Source organism: Nocardia sp. NPDC057663 (genome assembly GCF_042799895.1).
In the GTDB taxonomy this organism is placed as follows: Bacteria; Actinomycetota; Actinomycetes; order Mycobacteriales; family Mycobacteriaceae; genus Nocardia.
Map to the genome: position 1 here is coordinate 16592 of NZ_JBHVHX010000039.1, position 14651 is coordinate 31242.

Genomic DNA, 14651 nt, shown 5'->3' on the forward strand with positions numbered 1-14651 from the left:
GATCGGGCGGCGAACGAGGCAGGGCGGCCGGCGTTGGCCGAGGACCAGGTCGGTATCGTCGCGCTACGACTAGGGTCCGTACTGCTGCATTCGTCCGGGCCAAGCCCTCGACGCTTGTACGCTGCCGGTTGATCGTGCCCCCGTGGCTGAGGCCAGCCGAACTAGATCCTCCCACTCACGCCGACCGGATGGTGTCCGCTACTATCACGATCGTGACTAAGTATCTCGTGACCGGCGCCGCAGGGTTCATCGGTGCGAACTACGTCCATCATCTCCTGCAACAGGAAGCAGATACAGATGTCATCGCTGTCGACTATCTAGGCTTCGCCGCTAACGAAGCGAACCTTGACGCTGTCATGGACAGGATCGTATTTCACAAGGTGGACATTAGCGACTTTGAGGCCATGGCTGCGTTGTATCGTCGTCACAGGCCCGATTACGTGATCAATTTTGCAGCTGAGTCGCATAACGACCGAGCGATCCTTGGTCCGTCGGAATTCATGCGTTCCAACGCACTCGGTGCGCAAGTTATGCTTGAGTGCAGCCGACTCTATCCGGTTAAGTCACACGTTCACGTTTCGACCATCGAAGTGTACGGAGAGTTGCCCGCTGAGAGGCCGTACTTCACTGAACGATCACCGCTTAATGCAAAGACACCTTACAGTGCAGCAAAAGCAGCAGGCGACCAGATGGTGCGGGCTTATATGTCAACCTATCCGAACATGAATATTCGCCTAACTCACTGCGCAAACAACTATGGCCCTTTCCAGCATCCTGAGAAGCTGATACCGTTAGCGATCGCAAAAGTTCTACGAGGGCGGAAAGTCCCACTTTATGGAGATGGGCTGCAATCAAGAGACTGGCTGCACGTAGCCGACCATTGCAATGCTGTACACCGCGTGCTGCTAGCCGAGCTTGATCCAATTCATCCCGATGCGGCAACCGACCCTGGGCGCCTGCCGATCTTTGATATCTCATCGCGTAATGAAGTCACCAATCAGGAGATTGTGCACGGAATCATTACTGCGCTTGGTCGTCACCCGGAAGAATGGATTGAATATATCCCCGATCGGCCGAACCATGACCGACGATACGTGATTGAGCCGACCAAAATTGAGACCGAGCTCGGGTGGTATCCGACACGGGACTTCCGCTCTACCCTTCGTCAGACCGTTGAATGGTATGTCGATAATCGTGATTGGTGGGAACGGATCATATCCAAGACCGGCGAGCCTGGGTTTGACTGGAGCCAACCTTTGGGTTCAACTGCCGTCTGAGTCGCCCCGGTGAGTCCGGAGACATATTGGTGTGACAGCTCGGCTGGTCGCCGGGCTGGGTGTCGAGCGTAGTAGGCCGCTTCCACCTCGACACGCGGGATATCGCCGCTGTATTGATAGAGGCGCCGGTGGTTGAACCAGTTCGGTCTTGTAAAGGCCGTTGATCGTCTCGGCGAAGGCGTTGTCATAGGAAGGCCGACCGCGCCGACCGACGGCTGAATCCCAGCCTCGGCAAGACGTCCGGTCAGCGCGATAGCAGTATAATGAGCGCCCCTATCTGCATGGTGCACAACATCTTTCACGTCAGAACCAGCTTTCTCCCGAGTCCAGATCGCGTGCTCGATCGCGTCGAGAACCAACGCGGTCTTCATCGTTGTCGAGGTGCGCCCACCCAGAATCCGCCGGGAATAGGCATCGATGACGAACGCGACATATACCCACCCCGACCACGTCGACACATACGTGATGTCGGCGACTCACAACCGATTCGGCGCCACCGGCGCGAACCGGCGTCGCACCAGATCCACCGGCCGCGGCGCGGCCGGATTAGCGACCGTGATGCGTTTGATCCGGCCACGCGCCGCACCTGCCAGGCCGTGGGCTTTCATCAATCGTTCGACCGTGCAGCGGGCTACCGTGATGCCCTCACAATTGAGCTGCAACCACACCTTCCGGGCCCCATAGACACCGAAATCTCGCCGCGAACGCGCCTGATCTGGACCTTCAACTCCTCGTCGGCGACTTCGCGTTACGTCGGAAAATGGCGCCGCTGTTCATAATAGGTCGATGGGGCGATCTTCACGCCGAGCTCGGCGAGCGCGGCGCAGACCGACTCAACACCCCATCGCAAGCCGCCGTTGTCGCCGTCGCCCTGGTGTTCGCTGATGAACCTGATGGTCGGCGCTAGGGAGGTCCAGTTCGGCCGCGAAGAAAGCCGACGCGGCTCTCAGGATTCCGTTGGCGCGCTTGAGTTCTGGGTTCTCGCGCCGCAGCCGCTGCAACTCCGGAGACTCATCGCTGGTGATGCCGGGACGGGGCACCCTCATCGACCTGGGCCCCCTGTACCCACTGACGGACCGTCTCCGGTGTTGCGACACCCAGCAGGTCAGCCACGACCCGCATCGTGGCCCACTCCGACTTGTGCTGATCACGGACCTCGACCAGCATCCGTACCGCACGCTCACGCAACTCCGGCGGGTACTTGCTCCTCGACATGACTCCATCCTCTCCAAGAGATGAAGTCCCCGGACATGCCGGGGCGACCCAGTTGGTGCCGGTCCGGATATGTGCATGATGACCCGGGGGGATCGTCATTGTTCCGGCCTCGTTGCCCTCGAAGAGTGGATCTAGAGCGGGATCCCTCGTGATCGATCAATAGCCCGACCACGATCTGCGGGTCTAGCCGGCATTCTTCGCCCATCTTGGCATTGCCAAGCGAGTCCTCCTTCCGCGCTTTGAAACACTGGGTGGCCACGTGAGACGAGCACAAACCCGACCCCTCGGGCCTTAGAGCCCTATCACGTTTGGTTGCTGAGAGTCATCGCCAGCAGATTCGCGCTGCACCGAGATTCAGGAATCCGTAGTGGATGTCGATGGGACATTCCCATCGGACAGCGAGGCGTCGGTACTGGTGAAGCAGGACGGAGGTCTGCTCCACGACCCAGCGGCCGACAGTGACCTTGTCTCGGTACCTCGGCGAAGGATCTGCCGGAGATCCCTCGCCTGCCCAGCTCGGTATAGCCCATATCGGAATCAGATTCTTGATCCGACGCCGTAGTCGCCCCGCTCGGCACGTAGCGGCCTGACACCATCGAGCACGACCGGCAGCATCACGTGGTCGTTGACATTGGCAGCGGAGAGCCTGACGACGAGCGGAAATCCGTTGCCGCAGGCCAGAATAAGATGCTTGGAACCGGGTCTTGCCACGGTCTACCGGGCTGGGTCTCGTCGCGACGCCCAGTTTCTGGCCCGCACATGCGAATCGTCAATCATGACCCGGTCGGAGGCCGATCAACCCGGCGGGTTGCTGCGGTCCAGGAGCGCTTGGTGCATCTGTTCAAACACCCGACGGCTGCCAGTCCCGCAACCTGAGCCAACACATCATCCCGGATCCGAATCCTAGTTCCCGAGGCAGGTCTTCCCATCCGATCCCGATGAACTGAACGAACAGGATGCCCTGGAACACCAGGGTCGTGCTGGGCCGGGCCCGGTGTTTATCGGCTTCGCTGGCAGTAGCGGTTCGACAACCGCACACAACTCATCATCCACGACCAAAGACGAAACATCCTGCACAACCACATGTCTCACTGACAACGGTCGAACACAGTCGGAGCTCTAAACACTTGCAGGCCAAGATGTTCGGTAGCTCTCCGCCCCGCTACGTGGCAGAACGCGGGCGATCGTGGATCGCGACGGGTATCGACAGGAACCCGCTCAGCACCCGGGTGGTATTCGGATTGCTGGTCGGCCCGATGGGCAACGCTAACGTGGCAAAACGACGCCACTAAATCGAGCAATGTCGTCGGCGAACTCTCCGAACCCGAGCCGTTGATAGGCGGTGTGCAAGCAAATGGCCCAACACCATCGACGCAGACGCGGCGACCGTCGCCGCTGTGACCGACGATAGTCGACCTGGTCCAGCGGCACTTGTTGGTCAAGAACGCGTCGACCGGCATGTCGACGGGCCCGAGCTTGGGCCAGCAGTGCGAGGTCTCCGCGGTGTGGGCTGAGCCAACGTGCTCGACTACCTATATCGGGCGGCCACACCTGTGCAGGGTCTGCATCGCGGTGGCGCCCGAGGCAGCCGTCACTTTGCGTATGAACGGGCCCACGAGACCCGACCCTACCGCCGCCACCGCCTGGATAGGGGTTCTAGTAGCCATTCGGCTACAACAGATTCCATCACTCCAGGGTCGCAGCACTACTGGTCTCGGAACTGCCCGATGGAGAACCACATCAGGAGGCCGAGCAACGAGAGACGCCCTCCGAGGGGCGATCCCTGCAACTGGAAGGATCCTCGCCTACAGATTCAGCGTCGCCGCCCCAGGGCATCAATAGTGTGCGTAACTAACGATAGATAATCGCTATATCTGCAGATGATGACGATCGCGGTTTCTGGATGGAGGTGAGCCCTCTTGGGGTTGACTCTAAGGGGGGCACTCCCGACCGATGGACTAGGTCGCCCGCGACTATGTGACGCTCATCACATAAATTTGTCAACATTGCCTCCATCTGGTGATACTGGCCAGAACACTCGACAGGAAATATCCGCGTCAAGCGTCACTCAGGGGAGGGGTACAAGACTTGTTTTTTGCGCACGCGATCGATTCTCATCGGAGAATCGCCATTAGTTATGACACCACGTGGTGGGGAACGCAATCTTTAAATCGTGGACACCTAGCGTTCAGCAATGCAATTCGCTCCAAATTCGAGGATGCTGCGTCGAACATTAATGGCAGCCTCCGGCGATGCGTAGCTGAGACGTGGAGATGATCTGAGCATGAGTCGACCACGAGATATGGTTGAGTACCAAGTAGGAAATATAATCGCAGAACTGCTCAAGTTGGAGCCAGAACGCATCAATCACGATACAGACTTCTTCGCTTCAGGCGGTAACTCGTTTCTAGCGGGTGCGCTGATCGGTAGGATTGAGCGCGCATTGGGCGCCCAAGTCAGTCTCAAGGAAATTCTGTCGAAATCCACTGTTGCAGAAATAGCCGTGAATTGTCGCCGCGCCATCGGTGCCGAGAATCGCGAGGACCTACTTTTCGACCTTGGCGACGAACCGGCAGGAAATACCCAGAATGTATTCTTCGTGCACGGTCGCAGTGGTGAAGTCTATTTTCTCCAACCGGCGATTAGTCTTGCACGAAAAACGCGGAGATCCTTTCCTGTGGTCGCGATTCGTTCGCGCGGTCTTGATGGCAAGCACGAGCCGCTACAAACGATCGAACAGATGGCAGACCTCTATGCGGCGAAGATTGTCCAACATCAGCCGCAGGGGCCATACACCCTTGCTGGATTCTGCCTCGGTGGGATGATCGCATGGGCAGTTGCTCAGCGGCTTATCACCCGAGGAAGCGAAGTCCGAGAGCTGCTGCTCTTTGACACCGTACCGAGCGACCAGGCGCTTCAGGCCAGTGAAAAGTCTCTTCTCGTCGACGGAACCCATCCGCTGCTTGAGCGCCTCGCGAAGACTCATCTCAGCCACAGCGAGACCACCTTCGGTGTGAGTACCTGGGCCGACATCGTAGCCGAATTCCACGAACACAGTCTATTGCCGTTGGATGTTACGCCGGCCCATTTCCAAAGAAGAATGCAAGTTACGGGACGCAATCTGGTGGCTTTCCTCGACTATCGGCCGAGCAAGGTAGACACAAAGATCCGGGCCGTCTTCGGGTCAAGCGTGGACGACCAGGACCGGTCCGCCGCGACATCGACATATCGCGGACTGTCTCGAGCTGCTGATTTCCAAACAGTCGACTCCGAGCATGGCGAGTTCTTTGCGAGCGAAGCGGTATTCAAGATGCTGTCGAAGAACTAAATTTAGAACCATATGTACATAGCCACGGCGTACGTACTTAAGTATTGCGCTGGTCGATGGAGTTCGGGGCCATCGGTGGACGTGGCCACGGCCCGCACGCCAGGCGAAATTACTAGTAGGCAGCACGCAGCATGGGCTATTAACGAACGTTATTCCGCATCGAATTGGAGATGAGGCGTGAGAGGTCAAGGACTCGATCCTGAGAAATTCTCTCGACAGGCATACACGCAGTTTCAAACCTGGTTGAGTGAGAGCGGGGGGGTAGAGGGATGTCCGGTTAATTGCACATACTGTTTCTTCAAGTTGGACGGCCAGACTCCAAAGCGTCCAGACATTCACTTGACGCCCTCGGAGACAGTCGATCTTCTCCAAAATGCTGACACCTATCATCCAGATATGCCGATACATTTCGGCAGTCAAACAGACGCATTTGCGACGCCAGCGAATATAGCATACTACAGCTCTGTGCTTGAGCAGTATGGTAGGTCTGAGTGCGTGAATCCACTGGTGTTCATTACAAAACGTAGTATTCCGGACAGCTTCATGCGACTGGCAAAATCAATCAGCCAGCCGGTTGTTTTTTACATCAGCTACTCCGGCTTGGCCGGGAGCGGTCTCGAGCCGACTGTCAGTAGCGCCGTGCTTCAGGACAATTTCATCCGCCTCGAAGAACTCGATCTTCCGCGCGTGCACTATTGGCGCCCATTTGTTCCACAAAACTCGCATCCTGACGTCATCGCCGAAATACTGGAGTTCGTTTCGGAGCATGCGTTATGCTCAGCTGTGAACGGATTGAAGCTAAACGACGGCATCCGTGACCACGTGGCACCATTCTGGCCCGAGCTGATGGATATTGATTACGAATTCGAGAATGTCGGCGACTTTTGGCCCGCTGGTGTTCGGAACTTCCTACGCGAGTACGCGCAAGGAGTCCGACCAGACTATCCGTTGTTCTTCGACACCGCCTGTGCACTAGCATTCGCACTTCGAAAGCCGGATATTCAGGGTGCTTTGAGCGGGCGAGAATGCTTGGATAGTCAATGCCCCTCTGCGCAGCGCAAGAAGTGTCACTCTGCACACCAGAGGCCTTCGCTTGACTTGGTTCGGCAAGCTGGTGAAGCGGTAGGAATAGAAAGCGCGAACATAACAATGGCTGATGATGTCATACTTGTGAGTTCAAGCGTGCCTACGGAATCACTAACTTATATGCGGACCGTATTGCGGTATCCGATCAAGAGCATGTCGGTGGACTACCTTGGTCACAACTGGGCCAGCAACATCGATGCTCTGCAGCCGATAGTTGAGGTTCCCTGGCGCACGCCTTCGGTCGGAAACCTTCTGATATCGACTACGGGATTTGATAAGAAGAAAACCACCGAACAGTTCGGTTGTGGCTGCGGCGATGCCAGCATCTAGCAATCGATGTTCGGGTATTCCCAAAGCCTGCAGGATTCGACGGTAATGTCGATACTTCAGCTAACGAGTCAGAAGATACCGCTGCCACAGTGGATGGCAAGCTTCGGCGAAGCCGCAGCGATATGTCCCAGCGGCCTGAGTCAAGGAAACTAACATGATCACAACAATGGTTACTGGCGGTGCCGGATATATAGCGTCAAGGCTGGTGCCGGAGTTAGTCCGAAGTGGTCGTCGGGTCGTGGTCGTGGACTCGCTGCTCTATGGCCAGAAAGCGCCACAGTCTTCGAACGACAACAGTATTGCAGTTCGGAAAATCGACATCAATTATCTAACGTTGTCTGACTTGAGCGGCATAGATGAAGTCATTGACCTCGCCGCGATAAGTAATGAGTCTGTCGCGGAACGGCATCCAATGCTCGCGTGGGGGACAAACGACGCTGGAAGGCGAAAGGTCGCAGCCCTTGCTGCTCGTGCCGGAGTGAGGCGGTATATCCTCCCCTCGTCGTCAAACGTATACGGAGCGAGAGAAGATCCCTATAGCGAAATTGACGATATCGAGCCTGCGTCGGTGTACAGCAAGGCGAATGCGAGCGCTGAGCGAGGTGTGTTGAAATTGGCATCGCCGACCTTCTCTCCGCTCGTGCTTCGTCAGGCAACGGTATTCGGATGGGCCCCGGAAATGCGTTACGATCTAGTAGTCAACGCAATGGCAGCAGACCTGGTTATGTCAGGCGTATGTAATGTCATGGGAGATGGATCGCAGATCCGGCCGTTCATTTGGTTAGACGACCTTGTTGAGGTTTATCTCGCGATTCTCAACGAGCCGCCAAACTCGTTGGGCAACGCGATCTTGAACGTTGGATCGGCTATGGATCAATTCCCGGTATCCCAGATCCCAAAAATGCTCGGACAGGCCTATGGTAAGCCCGCAGCTGTAGCTCACTATGGCGAGCTAGATAAATTGAGCCATAGGCTCGACTGTACGAAAGTAGACTCCCTGCTTGGACGCAGTATAGGTCCAAGTTTCGGTAAGGCCGCACGGATTCTTTTGAGAGAGATCGCTGAATATCCAGAGGGCGTCGAAGTGATGCGGTCCCAACGCCGACAGTTTACCGATCTGCGTGATTCTCAGGTCAAGCGTTGAGCACTGCAAAGACGGGCCTAAAGGCCATCCCGGTTGTCACAGGACGTAACCGAGTCCTGACCGTTGTGGGTGGAGGTGTGAGCGGTCTTTGGCTGGCCCTTCGTGCACTGAGGCAAGGTACCCCGACACGAATACTGAGTATCGGGCCGTTCGGTGGCTATGCATCAACGAAGAATCAGGGATGGTTGCACAGTGGAGCGCTGTATGCCCTGAACGAGGCCTTTGAGCTAGCCCTCGCGTGCCGCCGCGGGACGGCCGAAGTGCAAAGCTTATGCAGAGGCGCACAGCCGTCGCTCATCGCTCCGCACGTCAAGGGGGCATTTGTGCCCGAGAATGCACAACAGATGGAGGCCGTGAAAATTCGGCTCGATGCGGCTGGAATACCCTTCTCGGTACGCGCTATGGCGGACGTCCGCGATGCTGATCTTCTCTGTTCAGGCAACCCGGATCATGACGTGCTAGTAACAGATGATTACGCCATAGACACTCAGCTGCTCATTCGACGTCTGATCGCTGAGATCCGAAGAAGCGGTGGAGAGATAGTTACTGCTGGCACGGTCGACAGGATGCGCCACCAACGGGGACTATGGACGATCGACCTCGATTGTGGCTCGGTATCTTCCGAAACCGTTGTGCTTGCCCTTGGCGCGGGGTTGCCTGCCTTTCTAAGGAATCATCTACCATCAGTAGCCGGCCCGGAATACGTGGTGACTCGTTCGAGGGTGCTGGCAATAGGATGCGCCAGCTTCAATACTATCGTCGTTCCTCTCGCACCGGGATCTCCGACAGTGGTTCCCATCTGGCATGCGGGAGAAGTCAAAGGTATTACAATTTGCATCCCGTACGACAATGAAGTGGAGCGCTGCTACGAACTTAGTGAAGGTCATCCTGCTATGACTGAGAAAACTATTGACTATTGCACCGATATGCTACCCGGCCTCCGCCACCAGCTGCAGTCAAAGCGTCCCGAAATGGGTATGTACACGTGTCAAAAACTAATGCTCGAAGGTGAAAGTGGGGGGCAGGAATCTGCGCGCCTTCACAAGGTGGATACGTTGACGGAAGGTCTGTACTCACTGTATTCCGGCAAGATGTCGGCAGCGCCTGTAGCCGCCGCCGCATGTCTTTCAAAGCTGAGGAGCGACGGCGTTATCTTGACTGCGGATTACCCAAATGTTTCGGATGATGATGAATACGACGAGCCCACCCGAATTTCGGAGCGTCCTGCCATATCAATAGTCGACAGACGAGAAGCTAGGAAGGGTTTGTCGAAATCTGCTCGCCGTGAGTGAACCGACGCAAGGAGTCCGAAGCCGGGCTGAACCGGGAGATCGCAGAACGCAGATGACTAGGGCAAGAGGGCAATTTGATGCAGGGTACTGAAAAAGTCGCGGTAGCTCCATTTAGAGTCGACTTTACGGATTCGCAAATCGACCAGGCATTAGCTGGATTTCGGAAGGTTCTCGAGTCGGGACAGCTGATCCTCGGTGCGTATACCTCCGAGTTCGAAAATATGTTTGCCGATATTCTCGGTGGCCAGCATGCAGTTTCGGTCAACTCTGGAAGCACTGCCCTAGAGATCCTGTTTCGCTCTATCGGCATTGCAGGAAGGGATGTCCTAGTGCCGACGAATACCAATTTTGCAACGGCAATGTCGGTCGTCGCCGCAGGCGGGATCCCTGTATTCTACGATAGCGGGCTAGCCGCAACTCTTGACGCAATTCTATCGAAAATCTCGCCACGGACGGCAGCGGTAGTTGTCGTACATATCGGTGGGCACATATCTGCGGAGCTCCCGACGATAGTGGAGGAGCTTCGGAGTAGGGATATCCACCTAGTCGAGGACGCAGCGCACGCACATGGTTCATCACTGGGCGGTGTCAACGCGGGATGCTTCGCTCACTCGGCCTTCTCATTCTTTCCGACAAAAGTTATGACGACGTTCGAAGGTGGCATGATCTTGACCTCCGACGAGGTCATCGCGCAATTGGCTAGGCAATATCGAGACCAAGGGAAAGATGCCAGCGGCGAACTTCACGTACTCGCCGGCAATAGCTGGAGGTTGACTGAAGTCGGTGCCGTGCTTGGGCTTGTGCAGCTGGCTACCTTCGGCGATGGATTGTCTCGACGGAACGCGATAATAGCTCGCTATCGAGAAGGTCTGGGGGATGTCCTCAACTTCCCGGCTGTTGCTGAATCGGACGTCCTCAGCGGACACAAGGCCGTTTGTCTGCTTTCCGATGGTCTCGACCGCGACGTCCTTAGACGGCGCGCGAAGGAGGCAGGCGTCGTTCTCGCCAGAGAGGTCTATCGGACTCCTCTCCATTTGCAGCCGATATTTCGGAGCTATGTTCCGTCTGGTCAGTCCTTTCCCGAGGCTGACTCTTTTAGCAGACAACATATTTGCCTTCCATTGTGGACGAGTATGGTGGAGGAGGATGTTTCCCGTGTTATAGCTGTCGTTCGGTCTGTTTTGGAATCTTAGGTTTGACAGCGAGCAGTGACGACTGCTTCCTAGAATAGGAGTGAGAATGACGCATATTTTGGTTACAGGTGCCGCGGGCTTCATTGGCAGCAACTTTGTAGATCTTGTGTTGGCCGAACGACCCGATGTTACCGCGGTGACGGGCGTTGACAAATTGGGGTACGCAGGTGATCGAAGAAATGTCGATGCTGCTCTACGTGATGACAGATTTCGGTTTGTTGAGGGCGACATAAGTAACGAAGAACTTGCGATGAAGCTCACGGCTGAGGCGGACGAGGTTGCACATTTTGCCGCAGAGTCGATGGTAGACCGTAGTGTTCTCAATCCCCGTGCATTTCTCGAGTCGAACGTGCTTGGAACCGGTGCGTTACTGCAGGGCTCACGAATGAACGGTATCAAGAGGTTTCTTCAGATCAGTACGCCAGAAGTATACGGCGAGCGGATGGGTGCTCCGGCTGCGGAGCGTGAGGCATTGTTTCCAAGAAACATCTACGCTGGCAGCAAGGCTGCTGCGGAAATGCTCTGCAGTGCTTACCTGCAGAGCTTCAAAGTTCCGATTGTCTTCACCCGAGGATCTGTTGCAATCGGCCCACGACAGCACCCGGAGAAGGTAACCCCGCGTTGGATTACCGCTGCACTGCAAGATAGCCCTTTGCCGGTTTACGGTGACGGTTCAGCAGTACGGGACTTCATTCACGTTGATGATCTCAATCGGGCGAACTCTCTCGTATTGCAAATGGGTGTGGTCGGAACCGCGTACAATGTCATCTCCCGAAATGAGTCGTCTTTGAAGGACCTCGCCCATCGTATTCTGGATCACCTGGAAAAGCCGCGGTCGCTAGCGGAGTTCACGGTCGATCGAGTGGCTCATGACTACAACTACAAGATGGACGACTCAGGCATACGCGCACTCGGCTGGAAGCCGACGCGGACGCACGACGAGGCTGTGGCGGATACCATTGATTGGTATCGCTCAAATGCATCTTGGTGGCAACCCAAGGTTGCATCGCAGGAGTTCAACGAGTACTTGGCGGCAAGCTCGGCTGCTCGATCCGAGTTCGCAGCTCGAAACGCGGGCTGACCACGGATGAGGGCTCTCCGGATATGCATGTTCGGAGAGCCGCTTATTTATCATGCTACGTCGACACAGGATGAGTCAGTTGTCTCAGCTTTACGACCTATATGGACCCTCCCGTATCGTTCAGGAGATTCGACCAGTGCCGCGGGAGTTTGTATTGCGTGCGGATTCCGCTGATGGTGGGCAGGACTCGCATAATGAGTTGTACGTTGCTTCGGGAGTGTTCGACGTCATCGAGGTCAGACAACCGGTGGCACCGCCGAACCCAGGCCAACTTATCGAATCTATCACCATCGGCGCTTGGAACTTGGAGAGATGTAAGTTCGTCAACGCCACCGCGAAGGTTATTCGTGCGCTTCAGCTGGATGTCGTACTCATTTCCGAAGTTGATATTGGGATGGCGCGATCCGGGAATCTCAACACAATTCGTACGCTGGCCTCGCTACTGGGATTCGGATATGCATTCTGTGCTGAGTTCGTTGAGATCGGTATCGGCGATCAGACGGAATCGGTCGCCTATGCCGACGAGCGGAACAGCCATTCTCTCCACGGAAATGCGATTCTATCTCGCTTTCCGATGCAGAATCTGAATATAGTTCTGGCCGGCAGGCAGGGAAACTGGTTTGATCTGGACTGGCATCACCGAAGGATTGGAGGCCGGCGCGTACTTTTGGCAGATATCGTGATCAGTTCGGGAAGCCTCAGGGTTGCGTCAGCTCATCTCGAGAGCCTCTATACTCCGCTGAAGCGGCAGGACGAAGTGACCGCTCTTATGGAGGGCATGTCGCCCGCGGGGCTTCCCGATATTTTTGGTGGAGATCTGAATACCAACGGAGTGCCCCCGTCGGATGATACTACCGAGCCGGTCATGCGATTCAACCCGTGGTTGAGGTCTGTTCAGGAGTACGAACCGATGTTTACGGTGGCACAACGGTTCGGGTACAACTGGACTACGTCCAATACCTCTGCACACACACGGAGAACCAAGCCGAACGGGTGGCCAGCCAAGCCTCATCGGCGTTGTGACTGGTTGCTTGTACGTTCTGGTATTGAGGCCTCATGTCCATTCGTCGCACCAGCTGTTAATAGTGCTGGCTATCCGGTGTCAGACCATGAGCTAATAGGGGCAGAGATTAAGGTGCATCGATGACGGGCCTTGGATATCGTTTGAACTCAAGGAGCCGAAGCCCGCGCGGTTGAAGTATGGGCCGGGTTCGGTTCGAATTCTGAACTCGGCCCCGATCGAGCTCCGGCTTTAACCAGGTGGTCTGGCCAAATAGATGTTGCCTTCTAGCCAAGGAGCAACGGTACGGGTTTGTTCGCAGTTGTGCCGGAGCGATACTTGTATCTGAACAATGATTTGAGGAGATTGTGGTGAGATCGTTTAGTCACTTGTCTAGTGCCTCTGATATCGAGGTAGGCATGTGGGCAATGGAAGAAGTGGCTGGCGAAAAGTCTCACAACATCGGCTGTGGCGTCGAGATTGATGGTCCGATTGACCACTCACTGTTCATGAAGGCCATTGAATTGTCGGTCGTCGACATGATTGGAACTCAAGCAAACTTCACCGTGGTAGACGGTGCTCTGAAGAAGCGAGTGCGACCGCTCGGTGCTTGGCGTCCTTTCCTTCAGGACTTTCGGAATAGTGAGAGCCCGGCGGCGACGGCAGAGTCCTGGGCTGCAGAGGTTCTCGATAGGAAGTACGCGATCGAGTCCGACATTCTGTTCAGAATCGGGCTCGTTATCGTTGATTACACGCGATCGATCTTGATAGTCGGTGGTCACCACATCATCCTGGATGGCAGCCTAGTTAGTAGGATAGTGCAAAGGATCAGCCGCGAATATGAGGCAGCCGCCTTGGGTGTGGTCGAATCGGCCGAGCCCGACCCGGCAGCGATTACATCGCCCTCTAAGCAGCTGGTTGTTCGAGGCGAGCCCGTCGCTATGTCGGATGAGGAGTTCTGGTCTGACTATCTTTCAGATTTCGTGCCGATGGCCCCTTTGCCTTCGGTCGGGCGCGGTTCGGGAGCGTTGCGGATTGAAACTCTTGTGACAGCTTCGGAGGTGGCGAAATGGCAGCGGGCGGCCGCGTCGATGGGTATCGGTGTGAATCAATTGATTGCCGGTTGCTTCGCCGTGTACGTGTACAGATCGACTGCAGTCGATGGTGTTTGTGTCCGCCTGGCGACAATGGGAGGTGAGAAACATGAAGTAGATACCCACGCCGTATCTGCAAATCGGGTGCCATTGCGTGTAGATATCCGGAGATCCGACTCGGTTGCTAGTGTTTGTGCGCGAGTTGTATCTTCGATGCGTGCGATTTTGCCCCGCGCCGGGTTCGGCGAGGCGAGGTTACATCGGTTGGTTCGCCCTGGATCCTTGGAGAATCCATTTGGGCCGACGTTGAATTTGATTCCCTTCCTCGGCACCGTCAGATTCGGCGATGCGACAGGCGAGTTCGAGCATATCAGATTCGGCCTAATTGAAGACGTTACATTCGTTGTTCAGCGCAATGTTGGCGGTGGTTCTGCTGTCAAGTTTATAACCCTCGCCAATGATGATTACTATTGTAGAGAAGATATTGAAAGATTTGCTCAAGGCGTTGTCGACGTCATCACGTCGTTTGTGCGGGATGGGTCGGTTCGAGTTGGCGCGATAGATTTGCTCGGTAGCACTGAACGTGAGTCGGTCGTTCGGGCGTGGAATGA

The 14651-nt window shown here is 55.9% G+C and carries 10 protein-coding genes and 1 pseudogene; 9 read left to right on the forward strand and 2 right to left on the reverse strand.

Annotated features, from left to right (window positions below):
- Window positions 1-212 precede the first annotated feature (212 nt).
- Window positions 213-1277 (forward strand): dTDP-glucose 4,6-dehydratase, encoded by a 1065-nt coding sequence (locus ACFVAV_RS35125; RefSeq protein WP_379040000.1) that lies wholly within the window; start codon window positions 213-215, stop codon window positions 1275-1277.
- A gap of 68 nt (window positions 1278-1345) precedes the next feature.
- Here ACFVAV_RS35125 and ACFVAV_RS35130 read toward each other — a convergent pair.
- Window positions 1346-2492: pseudogene (locus tag ACFVAV_RS35130) on the reverse strand (IS3 family transposase); the annotation flags it as partial.
- Between the two features lie 841 nt (window positions 2493-3333).
- Window positions 3334-3531 (reverse strand): transposase, encoded by a 198-nt coding sequence (locus ACFVAV_RS35135; protein ID WP_379040001.1) that lies wholly within the window; start codon window positions 3529-3531, stop codon window positions 3334-3336.
- 1245 nt (window positions 3532-4776) lie between these two features.
- Between ACFVAV_RS35135 and ACFVAV_RS35140 the strand changes: the two genes are divergently transcribed.
- From ACFVAV_RS35140 to ACFVAV_RS35175, 8 genes are all read left to right on the forward strand, one after another.
- Window positions 4777-5820 (forward strand): alpha/beta fold hydrolase, encoded by a 1044-nt coding sequence (locus tag ACFVAV_RS35140; RefSeq protein ID WP_379040002.1) that lies wholly within the window; start codon window positions 4777-4779, stop codon window positions 5818-5820.
- 495 nt (window positions 5821-6315) lie between these two features.
- Window positions 6316-7236: a hypothetical protein gene (locus ACFVAV_RS35145; protein WP_379040003.1), complete on the forward strand. Its 921-nt coding sequence runs from the start codon at window positions 6316-6318 to the stop codon at window positions 7234-7236.
- Window positions 7237-7390: 154 nt separating this feature from the next.
- Window positions 7391-8380 (forward strand): NAD-dependent epimerase/dehydratase family protein, encoded by a 990-nt coding sequence (locus ACFVAV_RS35150; protein ID WP_379040005.1) that lies wholly within the window; start codon window positions 7391-7393, stop codon window positions 8378-8380.
- 65 nt (window positions 8381-8445) lie between these two features.
- On the forward strand, window positions 8446-9672 hold the full coding sequence (locus ACFVAV_RS35155; RefSeq protein WP_379040011.1) for an NAD(P)/FAD-dependent oxidoreductase: 1227 nt from the start codon (window positions 8446-8448) through the stop codon (window positions 9670-9672).
- A 77-nt stretch (window positions 9673-9749) separates the two neighbouring features.
- Window positions 9750-10865 carry a DegT/DnrJ/EryC1/StrS family aminotransferase gene (locus tag ACFVAV_RS35160; RefSeq protein ID WP_379040006.1) on the forward strand — a complete coding sequence of 372 codons (1116 nt, stop codon included), beginning with the start codon at window positions 9750-9752 and terminating at the stop codon, window positions 10863-10865.
- 46 nt (window positions 10866-10911) lie between these two features.
- The gene (locus ACFVAV_RS35165; protein ID WP_379040007.1) at window positions 10912-11946 is read left to right on the forward strand and encodes a dTDP-glucose 4,6-dehydratase; all 1035 of its coding nucleotides are present in this window, start codon (window positions 10912-10914) and stop codon (window positions 11944-11946) included.
- A 217-nt stretch (window positions 11947-12163) separates the two neighbouring features.
- Complete coding sequence (locus ACFVAV_RS35170) at window positions 12164-13093, forward strand: endonuclease/exonuclease/phosphatase family protein (protein ID WP_379040009.1); 930 nt, start codon at window positions 12164-12166, stop codon at window positions 13091-13093.
- 272 nt (window positions 13094-13365) lie between these two features.
- Window positions 13366-14651 (forward strand): condensation domain-containing protein (locus tag ACFVAV_RS35175; protein ID WP_379040010.1); only part of this gene is annotated, 1286 nt, incomplete at its 3' end.

What these genes read in the sequence shown, in the direction of transcription:
- ACFVAV_RS35165 (WP_379040007.1), top strand. Translation starts at nt 10,912, where the DNA reads ATGACGCATATTTTGGTTACAGGTGCCGCGGGCTTCATTGGCAGCAAC.
- ACFVAV_RS35140 (WP_379040002.1), top strand. Translation starts at nt 4,777, where the DNA reads ATGAGTCGACCACGAGATATGGTTGAGTACCAAGTAGGAAATATAATC.
- ACFVAV_RS35160 (WP_379040006.1), top strand. Translation starts at nt 9,750, where the DNA reads ATGCAGGGTACTGAAAAAGTCGCGGTAGCTCCATTTAGAGTCGACTTT.
- ACFVAV_RS35150 (WP_379040005.1), top strand. Translation starts at nt 7,391, where the DNA reads ATGATCACAACAATGGTTACTGGCGGTGCCGGATATATAGCGTCAAGG.